The 21,616-nt window shown below is 73.2% G+C and carries 23 protein-coding genes; 8 read left to right on the top strand and 15 right to left on the bottom strand.

Annotated features, from left to right (window positions below):
* Positions 1–124: 124 nt before the first annotated feature.
* Positions 125–430, bottom strand: a complete 306-nt coding sequence (locus ACIBCT_RS02500; protein WP_399185639.1) for a DUF2470 domain-containing protein — start codon at positions 428–430, stop codon at positions 125–127.
* A gap of 105 nt (positions 431–535) precedes the next feature.
* On the opposite strand from ACIBCT_RS02500, the gene ACIBCT_RS02495 reads away from it, so the two are divergent.
* Both ACIBCT_RS02495 and ACIBCT_RS02490 read left to right on the top strand, forming a co-directional pair.
* Positions 536–1,024, top strand: a complete 489-nt coding sequence (locus ACIBCT_RS02495; protein WP_399185638.1) for a MarR family winged helix-turn-helix transcriptional regulator — start codon at positions 536–538, stop codon at positions 1,022–1,024.
* A gap of 73 nt (positions 1,025–1,097) precedes the next feature.
* Entirely contained in the window at positions 1,098–2,651 is a 1,554-nt protein-coding gene (locus ACIBCT_RS02490; RefSeq protein WP_399185637.1) for an MFS transporter, read from the top strand.
* Between the two features lie 152 nt (positions 2,652–2,803).
* Here ACIBCT_RS02490 and ACIBCT_RS02485 read toward each other — a convergent pair whose 3' ends face one another.
* A complete protein-coding gene (locus ACIBCT_RS02485) occupies positions 2,804–3,310 on the bottom strand; it encodes an FABP family protein (RefSeq protein WP_344890359.1) in 507 nt (168 codons plus the stop codon).
* A gap of 67 nt (positions 3,311–3,377) precedes the next feature.
* Here ACIBCT_RS02485 and ACIBCT_RS02480 point away from each other — a divergent pair, with 67 nt between their 5' ends.
* Positions 3,378–3,740 carry a DsrE family protein gene (locus ACIBCT_RS02480; protein ID WP_344890362.1) on the top strand — a complete coding sequence of 121 codons (363 nt, stop codon included), beginning with the start codon at positions 3,378–3,380 and terminating at the stop codon, positions 3,738–3,740.
* Positions 3,741–3,854: 114 nt separating this feature from the next.
* On the top strand, positions 3,855–4,769 hold the full coding sequence (locus tag ACIBCT_RS02475; protein ID WP_399185636.1) for an SDR family oxidoreductase: 915 nt from the start codon (positions 3,855–3,857) through the stop codon (positions 4,767–4,769).
* Between the two features lie 117 nt (positions 4,770–4,886).
* Here the strand turns inward: ACIBCT_RS02475 and ACIBCT_RS02470 are convergent, their stop codons facing one another.
* The 4 genes from ACIBCT_RS02470 to ACIBCT_RS02455 all read right to left on the bottom strand — a co-directional run bounded on the left by ACIBCT_RS02470 (position 4,887) and on the right by ACIBCT_RS02455 (position 12,279).
* Positions 4,887–5,603, bottom strand: a complete 717-nt coding sequence (locus tag ACIBCT_RS02470; RefSeq protein WP_344890365.1) for a glutamine amidotransferase — start codon at positions 5,601–5,603, stop codon at positions 4,887–4,889.
* Complete coding sequence (locus ACIBCT_RS02465) at positions 5,593–6,879, bottom strand: MurT ligase domain-containing protein (RefSeq protein WP_399185635.1); 1,287 nt, start codon at positions 6,877–6,879, stop codon at positions 5,593–5,595. The genes ACIBCT_RS02470 and ACIBCT_RS02465 overlap by 11 nt, the downstream gene beginning before the upstream one ends.
* Before the next feature lie 270 nt (positions 6,880–7,149).
* Positions 7,150–10,125, bottom strand: a complete 2,976-nt coding sequence (locus ACIBCT_RS02460; RefSeq protein ID WP_399185634.1) for an ATP-binding protein — start codon at positions 10,123–10,125, stop codon at positions 7,150–7,152.
* Positions 10,126–10,329: 204 nt separating this feature from the next.
* Entirely contained in the window at positions 10,330–12,279 is a 1,950-nt protein-coding gene (locus ACIBCT_RS02455; protein WP_399185633.1) for a hypothetical protein, read from the bottom strand.
* Positions 12,280–12,445: 166 nt separating this feature from the next.
* On the opposite strand from ACIBCT_RS02455, the gene ACIBCT_RS02450 reads away from it, so the two are divergent.
* The 3 genes from ACIBCT_RS02450 to ACIBCT_RS02440 all read left to right on the top strand — a co-directional run bounded on the left by ACIBCT_RS02450 (position 12,446) and on the right by ACIBCT_RS02440 (position 14,647).
* A complete protein-coding gene (locus tag ACIBCT_RS02450; protein ID WP_399185632.1) occupies positions 12,446–13,102 on the top strand; it encodes a hypothetical protein in 657 nt (218 codons plus the stop codon).
* Positions 13,099–13,803, top strand: a complete 705-nt coding sequence (locus tag ACIBCT_RS02445) for a hypothetical protein (protein ID WP_399185631.1) — start codon at positions 13,099–13,101, stop codon at positions 13,801–13,803. The genes ACIBCT_RS02450 and ACIBCT_RS02445 overlap by 4 nt, the downstream gene beginning before the upstream one ends.
* A gap of 205 nt (positions 13,804–14,008) precedes the next feature.
* Positions 14,009–14,647, top strand: a complete 639-nt coding sequence (locus tag ACIBCT_RS02440; RefSeq protein ID WP_399185630.1) for a hypothetical protein — start codon at positions 14,009–14,011, stop codon at positions 14,645–14,647.
* On the opposite strand, the gene ACIBCT_RS02435 is transcribed toward ACIBCT_RS02440, so the two are convergent.
* The gene (locus ACIBCT_RS02435; protein ID WP_399185629.1) at positions 14,637–15,941 is read right to left on the bottom strand and encodes a hypothetical protein; all 1,305 of its coding nucleotides are present in this window, start codon (positions 15,939–15,941) and stop codon (positions 14,637–14,639) included. The two genes, ACIBCT_RS02440 and ACIBCT_RS02435, sit on opposite strands and share 11 nt — an antisense overlap.
* A gap of 81 nt (positions 15,942–16,022) precedes the next feature.
* Positions 16,023–16,574: a TetR/AcrR family transcriptional regulator gene (locus ACIBCT_RS02430; RefSeq protein WP_399185628.1), complete on the bottom strand. Its 552-nt coding sequence runs from the start codon at positions 16,572–16,574 to the stop codon at positions 16,023–16,025.
* Positions 16,575–16,634: 60 nt separating this feature from the next.
* Here ACIBCT_RS02430 and ACIBCT_RS02425 point away from each other — a divergent pair, with 60 nt between their 5' ends.
* A complete protein-coding gene (locus ACIBCT_RS02425; RefSeq protein ID WP_399185627.1) occupies positions 16,635–17,678 on the top strand; it encodes a DsbA family protein in 1,044 nt (347 codons plus the stop codon).
* Between the two features lie 195 nt (positions 17,679–17,873).
* Here the strand turns inward: ACIBCT_RS02425 and ACIBCT_RS02420 are convergent, their stop codons facing one another.
* From ACIBCT_RS02420 to ACIBCT_RS02390, 7 genes are all read right to left on the bottom strand, one after another.
* On the bottom strand, positions 17,874–18,170 hold the full coding sequence (locus ACIBCT_RS02420) for a DUF1416 domain-containing protein (protein ID WP_344890394.1): 297 nt from the start codon (positions 18,168–18,170) through the stop codon (positions 17,874–17,876).
* The gene (locus tag ACIBCT_RS02415) at positions 18,170–19,009 is read right to left on the bottom strand and encodes a sulfurtransferase (RefSeq protein ID WP_399185626.1); all 840 of its coding nucleotides are present in this window, start codon (positions 19,007–19,009) and stop codon (positions 18,170–18,172) included. The genes ACIBCT_RS02420 and ACIBCT_RS02415 overlap by 1 nt, the downstream gene beginning before the upstream one ends.
* 16 nt (positions 19,010–19,025) lie before the next feature.
* A complete protein-coding gene (locus ACIBCT_RS02410; protein WP_399185625.1) occupies positions 19,026–19,424 on the bottom strand; it encodes a DUF4395 domain-containing protein in 399 nt (132 codons plus the stop codon).
* A gap of 64 nt (positions 19,425–19,488) precedes the next feature.
* On the bottom strand, positions 19,489–19,572 hold the full coding sequence (locus ACIBCT_RS02405; RefSeq protein ID WP_362807785.1) for a putative leader peptide: 84 nt from the start codon (positions 19,570–19,572) through the stop codon (positions 19,489–19,491).
* Positions 19,573–19,663: 91 nt separating this feature from the next.
* Positions 19,664–20,080, bottom strand: coding sequence for a TlpA family protein disulfide reductase (locus ACIBCT_RS02400; RefSeq protein ID WP_399185624.1), 417 nt, complete (start codon positions 20,078–20,080; stop codon positions 19,664–19,666).
* A 79-nt stretch (positions 20,081–20,159) separates the two neighbouring features.
* The gene (locus ACIBCT_RS02395; protein WP_399185623.1) at positions 20,160–21,080 is read right to left on the bottom strand and encodes an anti-sigma factor family protein; all 921 of its coding nucleotides are present in this window, start codon (positions 21,078–21,080) and stop codon (positions 20,160–20,162) included.
* Positions 21,077–21,589, bottom strand: a complete 513-nt coding sequence (locus tag ACIBCT_RS02390; RefSeq protein ID WP_344890407.1) for a sigma-70 family RNA polymerase sigma factor — start codon at positions 21,587–21,589, stop codon at positions 21,077–21,079. Before ACIBCT_RS02390 ends, ACIBCT_RS02395 begins: the two co-directional genes overlap by 4 nt.
* Between the last annotated feature and the right edge of the window lie 27 nt (positions 21,590–21,616).

Below are 21,616 nucleotides of genomic sequence, written 5' to 3'. Positions count from 1 at the left end.
CCGGACCTCGTCCGGCCCCGCCGAACGGGACGGCGTCCCCGGGCGCCGCACCCTCCCGGGGCGGACGTGATCTCCGGGTCACCCCGCCCCCCTCGTCCGACACCCGGGTCCCGGGGGCCTGCGGTCAGTGCTCGCCCCGGGCCGGGACGCCGAGCTCGGCGCACGCCTCCCGGTAGAGCCGCACCACCTCGGCGCGGACCTGCGCGCGCTCGGTCAGCCTGGTGCCCCACGGGACCCGCACGGTGACCTCCCGCCCGTCGACCACGGCGGCGAACTCGATCGCCTCGGCGTCGACGCCGGTGGTCGTCGCGGCGGTGGCCTCGGGCCGCCCGCCCAGGGCCCGGCAGATCAGCAGCGCGTCGTCGGCGTGGTCGTCGTTCATGTGACGCCTGATCGCCTCGACCACGTCGGGGGTGAAGGGAGTGTCCATCCCGGAAGCCTAACGACGGGTCGTTCCCGGGATCGCGAGGCGTCCGACCCAGATGCGTCCTGACGTAGATAATCCACAAGGAAACCAGTTGGTAGACTGAGGCACATGATCGCCATGGCAGTCACCCGCACCGAGCCGGACCTGTCGTTCCTGCTGGACCACACCGGCCACGTCCTGAGGACCCGGATGGCGGCGGCGCTCGCCGACATCGGGCTCACCCCGCGCATGCACTGCGTGCTGGTCCACGCCCTGCAGGAGGAGCGCACCCAGATCCAGCTCGCCGAGCTCGGCGACATGGACAAGACCACGATGGTCGTCACCGTCGACGCCCTGGAGAAGGCCGGGCTCGCCGAGCGCCGGCCGTCCCGCACGGACCGGCGGGCACGGATCATCGTGGTCACCGAGAAGGGCGCCCAGGTCGCGCGGCGGAGTCAGGAGATCGTCGACGGCGTCCACCGGGCGATCCTGGACTCGCTGCCGGGCGACGAGGCCGAGGTGCTGGTCAGGGCCATGAGGCGGCTGACGGAAGGACACCTGGCCACCCCGGTCGAGGCCCCGCAGGCGGCCCGGAGGGCACGGCAGAGCACAAAGTAGATCCGACAGGGATCGTCTACAACAAAACTATCTGCTACGGTCTCTCCTGTTCCCTCTCGGACAGGAGACGACCATGTCACCCACCCCTTCCTCCCCGCCGGACCCGGCCGGCACCGGCAGGTCACGCTGGACGGCGCTCGCCGTCCTGTCGGCCGCGATGCTGATGACGATCCTGGACGGCAGCATCGTCACCGTGGCGATGCCGGCCATCCAGCGGGACCTGGGATTCTCACCCGCCGGGCTCAGCTGGACGGTGAACGCCTACCTGATCGCCTTCGGCGGGCTGCTCCTGCTGGCCGGCCGGCTGGGGGACCTGATCGGCCGCAGGACCATGTTCCTGGCGGGCAACGCGGTCTTCACCGCCGCGTCGCTGCTGGCCGGGGCCGCCGGCGGGCCCGGCCTGCTGATCGGCGCCCGGTTCCTGCAGGGCGTCGGCAGTGCCATGGCCTCCTCGGTCGTCCTGGGCATCCTGGTGACGCTGTTCACCGAGCCGCGCGAGCGCGTCAAGGCGATCGGGGTCTTCAGCTTCACCGGTGCCGCCGGAGCCTCGATCGGCCAGGTGCTGGGCGGGGTGCTCACCGACGCGCTCAGCTGGAACTGGATCTTCTTCATCAACCTGCCGATCGGGCTGGCCACGATCGCGCTGGCGATCCGGGTGCTGCCGGACGACCGCGGGGCCGGGCTCGCCGCCGGAGCCGACGCGCTCGGCGCCGTGCTGGTCACCGCCGGGCTGATGCTCGGCATCTACACCGTGGTCAAGGTCGAGCAGTACGGCTGGTTCGCGGCGCACACCCTCGGCCTCGGCGCGCTGTCGCTCGCGCTGCTGGCCGCGTTCTTCGTCCGCCAGGCCACCGCCAGGACCCCGCTGATGCCGCTGCGCATCCTCCGCTCGCGCAACGTCGTGGGCGCCAACCTCGCGCAGATGCTGACGCTCTCGGCCATGTTCGCCTTCCAGATCCTTCTCGCGCTGTACGTGCAGAAGGTCCTGGGCTACGGCGCGCTCGACACCGGCCTGGCGATGCTGCCCGCGGCGGTGTCCATCGGCGGCGTGTCCCTGTTCGTCTCCGCCCGGCTCAACACCCGCTTCGGCGAGCGCACGGTGCTGGTGGCGGGCCTGGCGCTGCTGCTCGGGGCGATGGGCTGGCTCAGCCGTGTCCCGGTGAACGCGGACTACGTCACCGACCTGCTCCCGGTGATGCTGCTCATCGCCGGTGGCGGGCTGGTGCTGCCCGCACTGACCTCGCTCGGCATGTCCGGTGCCCGGGCCGACGACGCGGGCCTGACGTCGGGGCTGTTCAACACCACCCAGCAGGTCGGCATGGCCGTCGGTGTCGCGGTGCTGTCCACGCTGGCCGCCTCGCGTACCGGGGAGCTGCTGGTCGCCGGTCAGGGCCAGGCCGCCGCGCTGACCGGCGGCTACCGCCTGGCCTTCACCGTCTCCGCGGCCCTGCTGCTCACCGCCCTCGTGGTCGCGCTCCTCACGCTGCGCCGCCCCGGGACCGACGCGGCCGAGGGGACGGGCGGCACCGCCCGGGACACCACCGCGGCGGGGGACGTCACCGCCCGGGACACCGGCACCGGGGACGCGGCTCCCGGACGGCCCGCGGCCCGGTCGAAAAGCGCCTGACAGCGCCTGACAGCGCCTGGCAGCGCCTGGCAGCGCCTGGCAACATCTGACCGCGCCTGACAGCGCCTGGCAGCGCTCGACGACGACCGCGAACGGCCGGTGGCCGGGACCGGCCCGCGACCCCGGCGGCGCCCCCGGCCGGTTCCCGCGGATCAGCTGTCGGGGACGAAGTCGCCCACCCGCTTGAGCTCGGCCGAGATGTGCGACTGGAGCGGCTGCCCCATCGCCGCCATGTCGTAGGCCCACATCAGGTTGCCGTTGACCAGGCCGTACAGGCGGTGGCCCGCGGTGTACTCCTTGGCGGTCGCGGTACGGGCCACCACGTCGGTCTGGAGCTCGATCTTGTGGAAGACCACCTCCCCGACGTAGATCTCCACGATGCCGGTGGGGTGGGACAGGCACACCTCCAGCTGGCGTCCGGGAAGCTGGCGCCAGAAACCGGTCTCGGTGCCCAGCGGGCGGACCTTGGCGCCCGCCTCGTCGAGCAGCCAGGTGCGGCTGGTGTAGGTCAGGAACGGCTTGCCGTTGTGACCGAAGACGATCTCCTGGCCGAAGTTGAAGCTCTCGATCGTCGGATATCCCCCGACTCCGGCGCCCTCCCACCTGCCCACGAGGAAGGCGATCGGCTCAAGATCGGGATGAAGTTCGGGAACGTCCATGGGTCCGAGCCTAGAGCCGCCCCGGTACGGTTCGCGCCCGCGCGGGGGACCCGCATAGGCTTCGCACATGGCACGATCACTGGTGATCAAGGTGACCGCCGGCGAGGACGCACCCGAGCGCTGCAACCAGGCGTTCACGGTGGCCGCGGCGGCGTTGGCGAGCGGGGTACCCGTCTCACTCTGGCTGACCGGCGAGGCGTCGTGGTTCGCCCTCCCCGGGCGGGCGGAGACGTTCTCCCTCCCGCACGCGGCCGGGCTGGGCGACCTGCTCGGCGCGGTCCTGGCCGGTGGCAGGGTGACGCTCTGCACGCAGTGCGCGGCGCGGCGGGAGATCACGGTCGACGACGTGATCGAGGGGGTCCGCATCGCGGGCGCCCCCACGTTCGTCGAGGAGGTCCTCGGCGAGGGCGTCCAGGCCCTCGTCTACTGAACGGCGCCCACCGGCGAATCCGGCTCATCGCGGTCGTGGGTGTGGTCGCGGCCCGAGGCCGCCGGCGACCGGCGGCGTTGTACACCGTCACTCTGGGTATGGGAGGTTCTTGGCGTGCTCACCTTGGTGACCGTGGCCCCGCTGGTCGACTATCCCGGTGCCGTGCCGACCGAGCCCGTCGGACGCGCCCTGGTGACCGAGCTGCTGCAACGGAACGTCGCCACCCGAGTCCTCGCCGAACCCGGTACGGGCGACTGGCCGAGCCAGGTGGAACTCGTCCCCGGTTGCATCACGCGGTGGGAGGAGACACCGGACGTCTTCGACGGGGTCGGCACGGTGTTCCTGGCGGGGGCGGACCCGGCGACCGTCCACGGCGCCCTTGAGCTCGCCCGATCCCGTGGTGTCGCCAAGGTGGTGAACTTGTCGTCGCACGGCCCCGACATCGAGATCACGCTGCCGCCGGAGTACTGGCATTGGCTGGCGGTGGAGGTGGTGGTGGAGCGGTCCGGCATGGCGTGGGCCCATGTCGTCCCGTCCGCGGTGATGGCCGCGACGCTGACCGGTACGTACCCCCTGGCAGGGGGAAGCTGGATCAGCCGGATCGCGCAGCGGCGCCCGATCCGCGTGCCGTACGCCGACGCCAAGGTGCCGCTGATCCACGAGAGCGACCTCGCCGAGGTCATCACACACGTCCTGCTGGGCGAACGTTTCGACGGCCGTCGGGTCCACGTGGCCGGCCGGCCCGTCAGCGCCGTCGAGCGCGTCCAGGCGCTGCGCGACGCGACCGGGCTGCCGATCGTGCTCGACGAGGTGAGCGTGGAGGAGGCGCCTGCGGTGCTCGGCTCGATGGGCATGGGAGACCACGACATCGAGCATCTTCTGGCCACACTGCGATGGTTCAGCGAGCACGACGACGACACTCACAAGATCGCGGAGGGGCTGCTCGGTCGCCCGTTGCGCAGCTTCACGACCTGGGCCCGCGAGCACGCGGCGACCTTCGCCACCGGCCAGGGCTCGTCCTGGGCGTAGAGGGTTCCCCCTCGGGGACGGCCACGGCAGGTCCGCGGTGAATACGGTCACGCGTACCGGAGACGGGCCGTTCCGGACGCCCGGGACCGCGTCCGGTCCGGCCCCGGGCCCACCGCCTCAGCCCGGGCGTACCGCGGCCAGGCGCTCCTCGCGGAGCCGCTCGAACCAGGCGTCGTCGATCGGCGGAAGCTGGGCGCCCACCGCCCAGGTGAGCAGCAGGTCGGCGAGGCCGGGGTTGCGGGCCAGCGCGGGGCCGTGCAGGTAGGTGCCGACGATCTTGCCGATGTGGCAGCCCTCGGTGCCGTCGCCGTTGCCCGTGCCCACCGCGGTACGCGCCAGCGGCCGGACGCCCTGTCCCAGCCGGGTGACGCCCATGTGGTTCTCGAACCCGGTCAGCGTCGGGATGCCGAGCACCGGGTCGGCATCCCCGGCCAGCTCCCCGACCGCCCGGCCCTCGCCCCGGCCGCTGGCGATGTCGATCAGGCCGATGCCGTCGACCGGCTGGCCCTCCTCGCCGCCGAACGTGGTGCCCATGATCTGGTAGCCCGCGCACACCGCCAGCAGGGCCGCTCCCCGCTGGACGGCCCGGTGCAGGCCACCGTCGCGGCGGAGCCGTTCCGCGGCCAGGATCTGCGGCCGGTCCTCGCCGCCGCCGATGAGGTAGATGTCACCGCTCTCCGGGACGGCGTCGGCCGAGCGCACGTGCACGGTCTCGACCGGGATGCCGCGACGCCGGGCGCGCTGCTCCAGGACCAGGACGTTGCCCTGGTCGCCGTACGTGCTCAACAGGTCCGGGTAGATCCAGACGAGGCGCAGGGCGCTGTCAGACTGCACGACCGAACTCCGATCGAATCTGCTGGAAGGCGGTGTAGTTGGCGATGACGTCGACCTTGCCCGGCGGCTGCGCGCCGAGCGCCTGTTCGAACGAGCCGACGAGCTGGAACGGCACGTCGGCGACGTCCAGCCGGAGCGCGAGGTCCAGCCGGCGTTCGCCGGTCACGAACACCGGCCTGCCGCGCAGCACCCGGTAGTCGACGTCCCACAGCCACGACGTGTCGCGGCCGTCGGGCCCCTGGGCGTTGACCGAGAGGACGACCGGCAGCGAGGGGTCGAGCACGTCGAAGGCCTCCAGCCAGCCGGCCGGGTTCTTGGCCAGCAGCAGCCGGGCGTGCCGGCCGTCGCGCTCCACCGTGGTGTAGCGGCCGGCGACCGACCTGACCTCGCGCAGCCGGGGCAGCGCCCGCTCGACCGGCAGGCCGAACGCCTCGGCGGTGGCCAGCGCGATCGCCGCGTTGGCCCGGTTGGCGCGCCCGGGGAGCTGGATGTCCAGCACCCAGCGCCGGCCGCGCGGGTCGACGACCGCGTCGTCGTCGAGGACCCAGGACGGCTCGGGGCGGCGGAAGGTGCACTCGCGGCAGGCCCAGTCGTTCTCCCCCGCGACGGAGGGGGCACCGCTGCCCACGCCGCCCGGCGGGACGTACTCCATGCCCTTGCGGTCGAGGGGGCCGCCGCACTCGGGGCAGCACCAGGAGTCCTCCTTCCACGGCTGCCCCGCCGACACCCAGGTGACCGAGGCGGCGGTGGAGGCGCCCCAGGTCACCAGCGGGTCGTCGGCGTTGGCGATGACGTGGGTGTTCCTCCCGGCCAGCGCCCGCCGCCACTTCTGGGCGAGCAGCCAGATCTCCCCGGCCCGGTCCATCTGGTCGCGGCTGAGGTTCATCAGGCAGATGACCCCCGCGCCGGTCGTGTCGATCACCTCGGGCAGGTACTTCTCGTCGACCTCCAGCACGCCGTACGGGGCGTGCTTGGCCGACGACAGCGCCGAGACGTGCCCGGCGGGCATGTTGGCGCCGAAGGCGTTGGTGGCGACGTCGCCGAGCTCCGACAGCGCGGAGGTGATGAGGCGCGTCGTCGTGGTCTTGCCGTTGGTCGCGCTGACCAGCACGAGCTTGCGGTCGTGCGCGAGTTTGCGCAGCAGGTCGGGCTCCAGGACCAGGCTGACCCGGCCCCCGATCACCGACCCGTCCCCGCGTCCGGTGACCCGGGACAGGGTGGCGGCCGTGCGGCCCAGAGCGGTCGCGAGCTGCGCCCGCAGCGGAAGCTGAGTCATGCCGTCTCCTCGCGTGGCGACCGGTCGTGGAACGACCCCGCGGCCCGCGGGCCCCGCCCGGGGACCGGGATCGCCGAATCGTTCATGCCGCAGATCCTAGCCCTGCTTCGGTACCTCCACCTCCGGCCGCGCGCCGTACGCCCGCCCGGAACGGATCATCGGGCCGGACGGGAGCGGAACGGGCCACCCCGGGCCACCCCGGACCACTCCGGACCACTCCGGACCACTCCGCGCCGTCCCGGGCCGTCCCGGGTCCGCGGACGGGACGCCTCACCGTTCGGCGAAGGCGAGCTCGGCCGGTTCCGGTGAGCCGCCGTCGAACGGCAGGACGAACCGGCGCGGCCAGGACAGCACGCTCTCCAGCCAGCCGGCCCCCATCGTCTGGGCCACGTGCCGGAGCCGCTCGGCCGGGTCGATGCCGATCGTGACGGTGTCGACGTCGCGGTCCACCCCCTCGCGCTCGTCGTCGCCCAGGATCGCCCGCCAGGCCAGTTCCCGGTTGCGGTCCACCTCCATGGACAGGGGGTGGTGGCGCAATGCCTTGGCCCGGTGGCCGAGCAGTTCCGAGGCGCCCGAGGCGCGGCTGAACAGCGCGTACTCCATCACCGGTGCGGCTCCGCGCGGGTTGGGCGCGGGCCGGCCGTAGGGGAAGAGCCGGTCCACCTCGTGCAGCCACCGCACCTGCGGGATGACCCACGCGGGTCCCGGCCGCTCGCCGGGCTCGCGGTCGGGGCCGAGCAGCCGGGTCGCGACCGCGGCGACCTGCTCGGTGAGCGTGGCCGGGTCGCCGACGGTGCGCAGCGACCACGCGCGCCGGCCCACGCTCCGTTCCACCGTCGTGGCCAGCAGGCACTCGCGGCGCCGCGCGGGCAGCTCCGACCACAGGTCGGCCAGCGCGCGCGGCACCCCCGGCACCGGGCGGTTGGTGCAGAACGCCAGCACCAGCGTGTCGGTCCAGATCCGCAGCCAGGCCCACTCCGGCGCCTCGGCGAGCAGGTCGGCCTCGCGCAGCTCGACCAGCGTGCACGCCCGGCCCTCCTGGCACTCCTGCCCGCACGCGGCCGAGCGGCGCCCGCAGATCGGCGGCAGGTGGCCGGGCACCGGGCGCTCGCGGTCCTCGCCCAGCGGCACCTGGATGCGCAGCGGCCGGTCCATGCCGTCGGCGAAGACCGCGGCGACCCCCGGCGGGAGCGAGACGACCTGGCGCGACTGCTCCTCGCTCAGGTTGGTCGCCGCGCCGACCAGGTGCCGGTCGTCCTCGGCGGGCAACCGGTGGATGACCTTCAGCGCGGTGTTCTTCACCACGTCGGAGACGAGCTTGGTGGGGATCTGCTCGGCGACCACGATGCCCTCCCCGTACGCGCGGATCTCGGCCAGCATGCCCGCCAGCAGCTCGACCGCGTGCGTGCTGGCCCGCCCGGCGCCCCGGTCGCGGAGCAGCCGGTGCGCCTCCTCGATCACGATGACGTGCCGCAGCCCGCTGCTGCGCTCCTTCCTGGCCCGCATCCGCAGGTGCTCCACGATCCGGATGATCAGCGTGCCCATCAGGAACGCCTTGTCCTCGTCGTTGGCGACGTCCTCGATGGCGAGCACCACGTTGCGCTGGAGCAGGTCGCCGATGTCGGCCGGGTGCCCGCCCTCGAAGAACCGGCCCGCCGAGCCGACCCGCAGCGACCGGAGCCGGAGCGAGATGAAGCCCTCCACGTCGGCCTGGACCTCCCGGCCGTACCCGATCTCCTTGATCACGTCCATCGCGTGCCGCTGGAGCTGTTCCAGGGTCGGCACCGCGGGCCGCACCGCCGCGCCGGGGGCCGCCCAGCCGGTCACCACGTCCCAGCCGTTGGCCTCGTACACCCGCTGCAGGGCCAGCGACATGATCTGCGGGAACGGCTCCTCGGCGTCGAAGGCCGCCATGAACAGCGCCCGCACCATGTCGATGTGCGCCTGGACCGGGTAGCCGGGTTCGGGGGCGAGCGGGTTGACGCTGAACGGCACGCTCTCCGGGGCCGAGGGGTTGATCACGGTCACCGGGGCGAGGTGCTCGATGCGGCCGCCCATCGCGGCGTACTCGGACTTGGCCGGTTCGATGGCCAGCCACGGGATGCCCGCGCCGGTGAGCTGCTCCAGCAGGTGCCGCACGGTCTGGGACTTGCCGGAACCGGTGGCGCCGGTGACGAACGCGTGCCGGTTGAGGGTGGCCAGCGGGACCTTGAACGAGCCGACCGGCCGGTCCTGGCCGTCGAGGATCGACCCGAGCTCGACGGTCAGCGCGCCGGGCACGGTGTCGGCCTCGCTGGTCACGTCGAAGAAGCCCGCGTCGAGCACCCGCACGCCCGGGACCTCCCGGTGCGGCAGCCCGGCGAGGGCGGCCAGCGCCCCGGCGGTGGCCGCGAACGGGGCCGCGGCGCCGTCGGCCGGGTCCTGCAGCGTCGTCGCGAGTGCCTCGGCGAACCCCAGGACGGGACCGGACAGCGCGCTGCGCAGGCGGTAGGGGTGGTGGCTCATCTCGGCCGAGCCGACCAGCACCGGGGCGATCTGGCGCAGCTCGTCCGGCCCGGCGGCCCCGGCCAGCACCCGGACGTTCCAGAGCCCGGCCTCGCGGAAGGCGTCCAGCTCCTGCATGCGCCGCTCGGCCCGCTCGGCGTCGTAGCGGGAGCGCTCGGAGGCGTCGCCGTACTGCCGCAGCACGTTGAGCTGGGTGCGCAGGTGCGCGACCTCGGCGTCCAGCAGGTCGGTCTGCTCGGCCACCACCAGCCAGGCGAACGGCCGGGACATGAGCGTGACCAGCGTCGACTCGAAGAGCGTGGGCCGCCTGATCTCGTCGGCGTCCGGTTCGCGCCGACCGCCCAGCGGCGGGGCCTGCCGCCCGGGGCAGACGGTCCAGGCCAGGTCCGACAGGTCGCGGAGCCACTCGTCGCCGATCCGCACGCCGCGGGCGCCGCCGGGGAAGAGCAGCGGCTCGGGACCGGCAGGGACGGGCTCGGGCTCGGCGGTGGCGGCCCTGCGGGGCGGGCGCGGCGGGGTCAGCGGCCCCGCGTTGGTGATCAGTTCCAGCGGGGCGCCGGATCCCCGCGAGAGCCAGCCGACCACGAAGGGCCGGCCGCGCTGGGCCGTGGAGAGCACGGCGGGCAGGACGGTGACGAAGTCCCACTCGGCCGAGGAACTGCGCGAGGGCGCCGTGATCGCCTGGATTCTGTACCAGGGCCCGGTCAGGGCATGGGGCGGACGGGACACACTTGGCTGCATTTGGTCTCCACCCGGGGGACCCGGCTCCAGGCCGGAGGGTTGACGCTTCACGGATCGCTCCGCCGTACCGGCCGACGCGTGATCGGGGGTGGGCCACCCCCGTGACCACGGTCGAACCTGACTCGGGGCTCGCACCTCCGCATTGACCATCCCATTACGACATACGGACGCCCCCTTGGCGTACCCACCGGCCCGGCCGTCGTCTCATCGGCGGCGGCGCCAGTCGAGCCTGGCCGGGGGCGGGCCGAGGTTGGGCGGCGCGTCCTCGAACGGGTTCGGCTCGTGCGGGTCGGGCCGCCTGCCCTGCGCCCGCTCCAGCACGGCGTCCCTGATCTCGTCGAACTCGCCCAGCGTCGTCCTGGGGAAGGTCAGTATCGCCGGGTTGGCGTCGGCGAGGCGGACCCTGCGGCCCTCGGCGGTGGCGTCGGTGACGATCACGGAGGTGGTGGGGAGCTGCTGGAGCTGGTGCGGCTCGACCAGGAACTCCCTGGAGCGGTGGAGCACCCGCTCGGTCTCGCCCATCGCCTTGGTCGCGCGGCGGCCCCACTCGGTGGACTCGGTGATGTCCTCCTTGAGGTCGGCGGGTGTCGTCTCGCGCCCGTCCTCGCCCTCCTCGGCCTGGCCGACCGTGGAGACGTAGCCGCCGTCCATCCCGGCCCCGGCGGCGCTGATCGTCTCGGTGAGCTGGGCGAGCTCCAGGCGGTGCTCGGTGCCGACGTGCTCGCTGGCGATCCGGGCGTCCTCGGCGTTGCCCAGCCGCATGAACGTCACGGCCGCGTGCCCCCGGCCGAGCCGCTCCCGTACGGTCGGGGTGAGCGAGCGGTAGGTGAGCACCAGGCCGGTCCTGGAGGTCTCGCAGGCGTCCATGAGCCGGTCCAGCACGTCGCCGCGGAGCTTGTCCGCGCCCGCCACGATGATCGTGTGGTACCAGGGCCGTTCGGAGGCGGGCGACTGGCGCAGGATGTGGGTGAGCGCGGTGGCCACGTAGGTGCCGAGGACCCGGTTGCCGAACACGCCCGCCTGGCGGTCCATCGACACGACCCGCAGGCGCGCGGGCGGCAGGCGCACCGCCTCCGAGCCCAGGGTCTCCAGCTTGCGCAGCTGTGACTCCAGGGCCCACGCCCGCTCGATCACCACCCGGTCGCTGACGCCCCGGCCGAACAGGGTGCCGATCCGCTCCAGCTGGGTGGCGGTGATCAGGCCGAGCCGCAGGTCCTCGCGCGGGTCGCCGACCTGGGCCAGGGCGCGCAGCGCCGCGGTGACCTGGTTGATCGTGGCGCTCTCGCCCAGGACCTCCAGGACGCGCTCCAGGATGGCGTTGTCGAACGACAGGTCCCTGGTCGTACGGTGCTCCTCGCTGACGCTCACCACGTGGGCGAGGACGTCGGCGAAGGCCTCGGGGGCCAGCGTGGCGCCCAGGTCGAGCCGGGGCAGGTCGACCGGGAGCACCCAGACCAGCGGTTCGTCGCCGCCCCTGCGCGCCAGCTCGATGAGGTCCTTGGCTACCGCGCCCTCCGACAGGTCGAGCACGGTCAGGTGGCCGCCGCTGTAGAGGCGGGTCGCGCCGAGCAGGGTGATCAGCGCCGACCAGCCGGGCAGGGTGCCTCCGGCGACGTCGATCCGGTCGATCTCGTCGGGCACGGCCACCGCGTACCAGGTGAGCTGGCGGTCGTGCCGCTCCTTCTTCTCCGCCCACTCGCGGTAGCGGGCGGCGTGCTCCTCCTGGGCGAGGAAGAGCTCCCTGTCGCGTTCCTCGCGCAGCCGGTCCCCGGCCGCCTCGCGTTCCCTGATGCGGTGGCGGACCGCCCGGTCGCCCTGGTGCACGGCGTAGCTGCAGAACGCCGCGATGCCACCGGCGGCGATCACCCCGACCGCGGCGAACGACCAGCTCAGCATCTCGGTGACGCCCAGCACGAGGATCAGCGTGGCCAGCCCCGCCATGAACGCGCGCACGATCCTGACCGGCCGGTTCAGCAGGTCCTCGTTCAGGCGCTCCCTGCGGATCCACTCGGGATCGACGGGCTCGGGAGGGTTCTCCAGCGGGGAGGGTCGCTTGGGGGCCGGACCCGGATCAGGGTGCAACAAGGCATACTGCCAGCCCAGGTAGATCCGGTCCGCCTGGAGCTGCGCATGCTCGGGATGCACGTCCGCCACGGAACCTCCGCCATCGGGCTCATCGGAAGCCTCGGAGACAGCGTAAGAGTTCGACCTCCCATTCGGGCAGCGTTCCCGCCAATCCGCTGCATTTTCCCCGGGTTCACCCGTGCTTAAGGGATAAATGAGGCGGATGGGACGGACTCACCGATTACCATCGTCTCCCATGACTGCCTCCCCGGAGGATCCCCCCGAGGGGTCCACCCGCCGGCGGCGTCCCGTCGCGGTCCCCCTCGCCGCCCTGACGGCGGCCTCCTGCCTGGCGATCGTCGCCGCCCTCGGCGGCCTGGCGACCGCTCCGGACCGTCCGCCCAAGCGGCTGGGACCGGGCGCCACCCTGGACCAGGAGCAGTTCACCACCCGGTTCGTCGAGTCCCGGACGGTGAGCGAGCCCGGCGCGTTCGGCGGCCCGGCCAAGCGCCTGCTGGAGATCGAGTTCGAGGTCGTCAACAAGGGCGAGGAGACCGCGTCCATGGGGCTGCCGTACAGCGGCGGGCCGGGCGGCCCGTCCTTCGGCTCGTCCCTGCTGGCGATCACCCCCAGAATCGGCGGGAAGTACGGCCCGTCGGTGTCCGGCCCCGGCGGGGAGGGCGGTCAGCTGCACCCGGCCCTGCCGGCCAGGGTCGTGGTCGCCTACGAGCTGGCGGAGGGGCAGAAGGCCCCCCGGGAACTGACCATCGACGTCGGCAGGTACGAGTTCAGGGAGGGGATCACCCTGACGCCGGGCTGGCACCTGGTGACCAAGGGCGAGGGCGACAGGCTGAAGCCCGTGACCGCCGCCCGGGTGACGCTCCCCGTCGTGCCGAAGGGAACGCGCTCGTGAGCACCCCCGTCCGCCCCCACCCGGAGACGGGACCGCGAACGGAGTCCCGGGAGGGACCGGGGACGCCCGGCCGCGACGGCGAGCGGCCGGGCCGGTGGCGCGCCGCGGGCGCCGTGCTCACCGGGATCGCGCTGGCGGTCGCGGCCGTGGGACTGCACGCCTTCGGCGCGGGCGTCTCCGACCACGACGCACCGCTCACCTGGACCGGGAGCGTCGGCGAGAACGTCACCGGCTCCCGCTTCTCCGCCCGGGTCAAGGCGGTGCACGCCGCCCGGTCCATCGCGAACGCGCCCCCGGGCGGCTCCGGGGACCCCCCTGACGGGCAGAAGCGGGTCACCACGAAAGGGATCTTCGTCATCGTGGAGGTGGGCGCCACGGCGACCCGGGAGCCGCAGCGGCTGGGCGCCCCGGTGCTGCTGGCCGACAGCGGGCGCGGCTACGAGGCGACCGACCGGATGGAGGAGACCTCGACCATCGTCCACCCCTTCGTCCAGCCGGGCTGGTGGACCGAGGGCGTGGCGGTCTTCGAGATCCCGCCCGGGGAGCTGGCCGGCTCCCGGATCGTGCTCGCCCCCCAGGGCGGTCTCATCGTCGAGCCGAACGGGCCCGAGATCGAGATCGACCTGGGTCTGGACGAGGAGGCCGCCAAGCGCCTGATCTCGGCCGCCAAGGACGTCTACACGCCGGCCGGCAGGGGGTGACGGGCCGATGGGAACGCCGTACCGGGGCACGCCGGGGAACGGGCCGGAGCGCGACTGGTTCTCACCGGAGCGGGAGCCGCGGCCCACGCGGGGCACGGCCCCGGCAGGGGGCGGGACGCCCACGCAGAACAGGGCTCCCGCATGGGACGGGGCTCCCGCATGGGACGCGACACCCTCGCGGGACGCGACGGACGTCCGGGACGGGGTGCCTGGCCGGGACGAGGCGCCGTCCCCGGGTGAGGCGTCCGCCCGGTCCCGCGGGCGTCACGCGGGCTCGCGTCCGCGCGGGCGTACCGCGCTGCGGGCCGCCGGGGCGGCCGGGGCCGTGGTGCTCGCCCTGGCCGCCTCCACCTGGAACGGCTACACCGTCTACAGGGACACCCACCCCCCGGACAGGATCCTGACGGTCGCCGCGGGGGCCGAGGCGACCCTGATGCGGGTCTCCTGGAAGGTCACGGTCAAGGAAGTGGACGACCTGCCCGGCCAGAAGCCCGCGCCGGGCCGCACATGGCTCAAGATCAAGGTGACCAGGACCTCCCTGGACGCCGAGGGCGTCAGCCGGCGCGGCGAGCCCGGGGTCGAGATCAGGCATCCCGACGGCCGCGTCTGGAAGGCCCTGTCCCAGGGCGACGACGTTCCCGACGAGGTCAAGGACCACAGGACAGGAACGCCCTACTCCTACGACCTGGTCGGCATGGTGCCCGCGGGGGTGGCCGAGCAGGTCGAGGTCCACCTGCGCCCCTCCACGGCCCGCCTGGTGGAGGGCGAGTCGGTCAAGGACATGTTCGCCAGGAGCGCGAAGGAGGAGATCCCCCAGGACCGGGTGCTGCGCTTCACCCGGTGAGCGCCCGGCCCGTCTCCCGGCTCCGGGTGGCCGCGATGTCGAACGTGGCCGCCAGCAGGCAGACGGTCAGCACCGCCACCACCAGGTCCCGCAGGAAGCCCGTGGGCCCGCCCAGCGCCACCCAGACGAACGGCTCCTCGCTACCGATCAGCATCCGGACGCCCCGGTCCGCGTGGTCGGCCGCCACCCGGATCCCGACGTGGCACAGGCAGAACAGGCCGAAGAGCGCGGGGCCGCCCCGGGTGACCAGCCGGAAGGCGTTCACCGGGGGGATCCACCGCTCCTGGAGCCCCATCGTGGCCTGGCTCATCGTGGTGCGGGTCAGGCGGTGCGAGCGCTCCACCCGGGTCGCCACGTCGTCGAGCCGGGTCCCCCGCACGACCGCGCGGGTGTCCTCGGCGAAGGCGCCGTAGACGAGCGAGGCCACCGTCAGCCAGGTGAGCGGGACGATCAGGCCCTCCACCACGTGCGGCCAGACGTCGCCGACCGCGTGCGAGAACGTCTTCCACCACGGCAGGCTCTCGCGCGCGTTCTCGGCCCAGCCCTCGACCGCCGACACGACGGCCCGGTGGTCGAGCCAGTCCGAGCGCGCCTCGGCGAAGGCGAACAGCGCGTTGAGGCTGTAGAAGGCGAAGGCCAGCTCGAAGAAGGTCGCGGCCACGCCGCTCCCGGTGACCCTGCCGTTGGCGTGCCACCAGCCGAACAGCGTCCTGAGCAGGTACGCGACCACGGCGATGGTCAGGGAGATCCGCGGGTCCAGCGCGATCAGGCCGGTGCCGCCCTCGATCTCCCTGCCGGCCAGGCTGCCGGCGAGGTCCTGGTCGATCCGCCTGGCCGTGTCCACCGCGATGAACTCCCGGGCGTCCGCGCTCTGGAAGCCCCAGGCGAGGTAGATGGTGGCGAAGACCAGGGTGGCGCGGTTCAGCGCGCCGAACATGCCCTCGTCCGCCTCGCCGTCCTGGCGCCGGGCCCGGATCTCCCGCAGCGCCCCGCGTACCGAGTGCAGCATCCCGGCCATGACCACGAGCTCGGTCAGCACGATCAGGGTGAACAGGAACATGGTGACGACCAGCCGCACCTGCCGGTGGTCGCCGTGGGAGACCTCGCTGGCGGCCACCATCAGCAGGGCCCGGACCACCCGTCCCATCGAGAACCAGACGACCAGCGACAGGGCGCCGGCCGCGAGGATCCCGAGCATGTGCGCGGGCAGCGAGGACGCCGAGAGCGGGGCCGGCTCCCGTCCGGCGGCCCGCGACGGCGCGGGCGGCGCGGAAACGGACGGAACTGGCGGCATGACAGACCTTCCGGACACCCGATGCATCGTAGGGCCCCGGCCTCACCGGCCACAGGAAAACCGCCCGACGCGGCGGAGGGCTCAGCGGACCAGGCTCCACGCCGCCGCCGCGATGTCGGCCGCGGGACGGGGCGGATGCTCCCCCAGCCAGTACGTGGCGATCCCGACCAGCGCGCCCGCCACGTGATGGGCGTGTATCTCCGGCGGCACGTCGTCGTGCCCGGGAGGCCTGGAGCCCGCCGCGAAGGGGTCGCCCAGCCCCGCGGCCAGGGCCTCGTGCAGCCGCGCGCGGAACCGGGCGCTGCCGTACGGACCGAGCATCCGCCGGTACAGCCCGGCGCGCTCCCCGATGTGCTCGAACAGGGCGATCAGCGACGCGGGCACCGGCCCCGGCTCCCGGTAGGGGCACCGCGCGGCGTCGGCGGCCAGCTCGGCGACGGCGGTCTCCATGGCGTCGAGCACCAGGTCGTCACGGTCGCGGTAGTGGACGTAGACCGTGGCCCGGTTCACCCCGGCCAGCTGGGCGATCTCGGCGACGGTGATCGAGTCGGGGTCGCGCGCACCGGCCAGCTCCAGCACGGCGGAGCGCAGCCGGGCCCGCGTCCTGCGGATTCTCGGATCGTCTGCGGGCATGCCGCCAAGCCTAAACGACATGTGTCGAATAAACGACGCCTGTCGTGTGTTGCAGAGGCCATGAAGCGCATGGAGATCTGGGCGGACCTGGTCTGCCCCTGGGCCTACGTCGGCAAGCGACGCCTGGAGAAGGCCGGACTCGGCGAGGACGTGGAGGTCGTCTGGCGGCCGTACCTCATCGACCCGATGGCCCCGATACCGTCCGAGCCCCTGGAGGACGCCCTTCGCGACCCGGTCGCCGAGGGCGCGCTGCGGGCCTGCCACCCCACCCTGACCCCGGCCGAGAACCGGGCCCGCGTATCGAACGCCGCCGCCGCCGAGCGGATCGGTGAGAGCACCGGCGACGCCGCGCCGCGGCAGGGCGCGGTGTGGCGGGGCGCGGTGTGGCGGGCGAACACGTTCGACGCCCACCGGGTGATCGCCCTCGCCTACGGGCGGGGCGGCGCGGCGCTCCAGGACGCGGTCGTCGAGCGGATCCTGCGCGCCCACTTCACCGAGGGCGCCGACATCGCCGACCGCGCCACCCTGGCGGCGCTCGCCGCCGAGGCCGGCCTGGACGGCATGACCGAGGCGCTGGAGCGCGGCGACGGCACGGACGAGGTCCGCTCCGAGCTGCTGCGCGGCAAGGCCCACGGCGTCGCCACCTCACCGACCTTCGTGGTCGGCGACACCGCGGTCACGGGCGCGCAGCCTCCGGAGGTCCTCGCCGGCCTGGTACGTGACGCCGCTCCGCCGAGGGAGGTCCCCGACGAGGTCCGGTGGCTGCGCCAGGCCGAGGCGCTGCTGGGTCTGCGGGACCCGCTCGGTGCCCTGCGGACGCTGCAGCCGCTGCTGGCCGAGCACGGCGACGACCCCGCCGTTCGCCTGCTGGCGGCCCGCGCCTACTTCGGCTCGGCCCAGCTCGGCCGGGCGAGGGAGACGCTGGAGTCGCTGCTGGAGCGCACCCCCGGCGACCACTACGCCCGCTTCCTGCTCGGCAGGACGCTGGAGCGCGCCGGGCGGCACGGGCAGGCGCTGCCGCACCTGCGCCTGGCGGCGGCCATGTCCCCCGAGCCCGACTACGCCGACGCCGTACGGCGGGTGGAGGACCGCCTTCCCGCCTGACCTTCCGACCGCCTTCCCGGAAAGACGGGAGGCGGGAACGAGCGGAAGAGTGGGAAGACGGGAACGAGCGGAGGAGCGGGACGGCGGAAGGCCGCGGGCCACAGGCATGAAAAAAGGCCCCGCATCGCGCAAGGACCGGCACCCCCCGAGGGGGTACCGGTCCTTGACGAGGTGAACGGGTCCGGCCCTGCCGGGTCAGACGCTCACGGCGAGCTGGGTGACCTCGCCCAGGCGCGCCTGGGCGGGGATGTCCTTGCTGACGCCACCGCCCGCGATGATGCGGACGGTCCAGTCACCGGGGGCGGCGAAGAAGCGGAAGACGCCCTCGTCGGACACCACCACCTCACCGGTGAACTCGCCGGCGTGGTCGAGCAGGCGGGCGTACGCCCTGCCGGCGCCCGAGACCACGCCCTGGATCACGGCCTGTCCCGCGAGGTCGATCCCGGCCGGAATCGCGGCCGTCTGTTCCGGAGCTGCGCATCCCTGAGTCATTAGCGGGCCTCTCCCAGTTCGATCGGCACGCCTACCAGCGAGCCGTACTCGGTCCACGATCCGTCGTAGTTCTTGACGCTGGCCTGGTCGAGGATCTCGTGGAGGACGAACCACGAGTGCGCGGAGCGCTCCCCGATACGGCAGTAGGCGATGGTGTCCTTGGAGAAGTCGACGCCCTCGCCCTCGTAGAGGGCCTTGAGGTCCTCGTCCGTCTTGAAGGTGCCGTCGTCGTTCGCGGTCTTCGACCACGGGATGTTGCGGGCGGTGGGAACGTGGCCGCCGCGCTGCGCCGCCTCCTGCGGGAGGTGGGCGGGCGCGAGCAGCTTGCCGGTGAACTCGTCGGGCGAGCGCACGTCGACCAGGTTGAGCTTGCCGATCGCGGCGACGACGTCGTCACGGAAGGCACGGATGGACAGGTCCTGGTCCTTGGCCTGGTAGTTCGTCGCGGGACGCTCGGTGACGTCCTTGACGAGCTCGCGGGAGTCGAGCTCCCACTTCTTGCGGCCACCGTCGAGGAGCTTGACGTTCTCGTGGCCGTAGAGCTTGAAGTACCAGTAGGCGTAGGCGGCGAACCAGTTGTTGTTGCCGCCGTAGAGGACGACGGTGTCGTCGTTGGAGATGCCCCGGGACGACAGCAGCGCCTGGAAGCCCTCACGGTCGACGAAGTCACGGCGGACCGGGTCCTGGAGGTCCTGCTTCCAGTCGATCTTCACGGCGCCACGGATGTGGCCCGTGTCGTAGGCACTGGCGTCCTCGTCCACTTCAACGAGTACGACACCGGGGGTGTCGAGGTTGGCCTCGACCCAGTCGGCGTCGACCAGGACGGCGGAGCGGCTCATTTTTGATCCTCCGGGATCATCGTGCGGCGGGTGGTGAACGACGAATGATCAAGTACATCTCGCAGCCGAGGCAGAGCCCGAAAGCGGCGTTGAGAAAGGCGGCGAAGAGTGCCGCGGCGGTGGCGCCGAGGGCCAGCGGCGTGATCTGTGCGACGTATCCGACCAGGCCGACCAGGGCGAAGGCGAGTCCCACCGCCTGCGCGAAGCGCGGCGGCGAGGCGTCCTCCACCTGCCGGGGAGGACTCTTCACCAGAGCCCTGAAGACCGTTCCGTACGGCGACAGGCCGGCGACGCCCAGTGCGAACACCACGGCCTGGGCGGCCAGCAACCACGGGTTACCGGTGACCAGGACGAGCGCGAGCACGACGGCGGTGACGGCCGCGGCGAAACGGAGAGCTCGGGGATCGGCTTGCATCGCGTGATGCTCCCTGAAGGGTCGTGCAGATCGGTGCGGCTCGAACGGCCGCTTGAGATCGCCCTCAGGAAACGCGACAGAGCGCGGTGGTCACGCGGCAGAAATCAACCGCGCGCCGCTTCGTGAGCAGCTCTGTCGTCGGGTTCATGCCCATGACATTACCCCGGCGTCCCGCCATCTGTCACATCCCCGTCCAATTTCTGAGACAAGATCGTTCGGTGGACGGTAGGGTGCCCCGCTCACTCGCCCACCGCCGCCCCCAGGGCGCCGATCACGTCCGCCTTCCTGGGCTGGCCGGAGGCCCGCCGCACCACCCGGCCGGACGCGTCCAGGACGAGGACCGTGGGGGTGCGCATGATGTTCAGCGACCGGACCAGGTCGAGACGGGACTCGGCGTCGACCTCCACGTGCGCGACGCCCGGCACCATCCGGGCCACCTCGTCGAGGATCCGCCGGGTCGCCCGGCACGGCTGGCAGAAGGCGCTGGAGAACTGCACGAGGGTCGCGCGCTCCCCGAGCTCCATCTGCAGGTCGTCCGCGGTGAGCCGTTCCACCCCGCCCCTCGCCTCCCGCACCACGCCGTCGCGCCGCCGCACCAGCACGCCCGCGAGCGTGGCCAGGGCGAGCGTGACGGCCAGTACCGTCCACCCGGTCATGACGAAGGACAACGCGCCGGGGCCCCCGCGTGATTCCCGCGGACGGGCCGGTGCCGACCGGCGGACGATCAGGGGACGATCAGGGGACGAGGAGGGTGATCAGCACCCGTCCCCCGGCGGTGGCGATCTCGAACGAGGTGATGCGCTCGGGCGGGATCGTGGTCGTCGTCACGAAGGCGCCCGAGGCGTCCTGGGCGGCCCCGCCGACGGTCCACACGCCCGCCGTCTGCCTGAGGCCGCCGTCGCCGAACACCCTCAGTCGGCAGCGGGTGCCGTCGGCCACCCCGGTGAGCACGACCCTGACCGTGGTGACCCCCCGCGCCACGGACGCGGTCGCCACCGCGCGGACCGCGCCGTTCCGATCCGCCGCCCGCACCTCGCTCGGCGCGAGCATGATCTGCGACTCCGGGTCGGACGGGCGGGACCCGGTCGAGGACGGCGAGGACGACGGCAGGGGCCGCCGCGACGACGGCGAAGGGGGCGACGAGGGCGACGAGGGCGACGAGGGCGCGGCCTTGGTCCGGGCGTCGTCCTGGGACGATCCCGGGTCCCGCAGCGTCTCCCCCTGCTCCCGGCCTCCGCTTCGGGCGTCCGCCCCCTGGTCGGCCTCCGTCTCCCCGCCCGCGGCCGGGTGCGGCGCGGAGACCGCCGTGCCGACGTCCTGCTGGGACTGGGAGACCGTCCACAGGGTCCCGCCGCCGAGCCCGACCACCAGCACCGAGGCGGCCAGCGAGAGCATCAGCCGGTTCGTACGGCGTCGCCTGACACCGGCGCTGAGCAGCCGGTCGAGCACCGCGCCGGGCGGGCTCGCCACCTGCGCCACGTCGTCCTGGGACACCTTGCCCAGGAACGTGGCCACCCCGGTCAGCTCCTCCAGCTCCGCGCGGCACCGGGCGCACCCGGCGAGATGGGTCTCGACCGGCGCCCGCTCGTCCGGCTCCAGCGCGCCGAGGGCGTAGACCCCGAGCGACATCCGTACTTCGTCACAGGTCGTCGTCATGGCGCGAGCCCCCGCTCCTCCAGCGCCAGCTTGAGCGCCCGAAGCGCGTAATACGTGCGCGATTTGACCGTTCCGGCGGGGATGCCGAGCGCGTCGGCGGCCTCCCGGACGGACTTGCCCTGGTAGTAGACCTCGGCCAGCACCTCGCGGTGCTCGGGCCTGAGCGCGGCCAGCGCCTCGGCCACCGCCCACGACTCCACGGCCCGCTCCAGCTCGTCCTCGGCGGGCACCACCGCGAGCGCCTCGTCGCCCGTCTCCGGCGGGCGCGAGCTGCGCGCGCGGTGCTGGTCGACGACGAGGTTGCGGGCCACCGTGAACAGCCAGGCGCGGATGGATCGTCCGGTCAGCGCGTCCGGGTGGCGCCAGGCCCGCAGCAGTGTCTCCTGCACGACGTCCTCCGCCCTTCCCGAGTCTCCCGTCAGCCGCAGCACGTAGCCGTAGAGCGGCCCGCCGTGTTCGTCGAAGAGCGCCCTGACGAGCTGCTCGTCGGCGGTTCCGGCTTGGCTCACACCCTCACGACGTACGCCGGGGCGATC

The sequence above is a fragment of the Streptosporangium sp. NPDC050855 genome (genome assembly GCF_044456585.1).
In the GTDB taxonomy this organism is placed as follows: domain Bacteria; phylum Actinomycetota; class Actinomycetes; order Streptosporangiales; family Streptosporangiaceae; genus Streptosporangium; species Streptosporangium longisporum.
The sequence above is the reverse complement of the archived record's forward strand: the minus strand, read 5'-3'. Positions and strand labels throughout refer to the sequence as shown.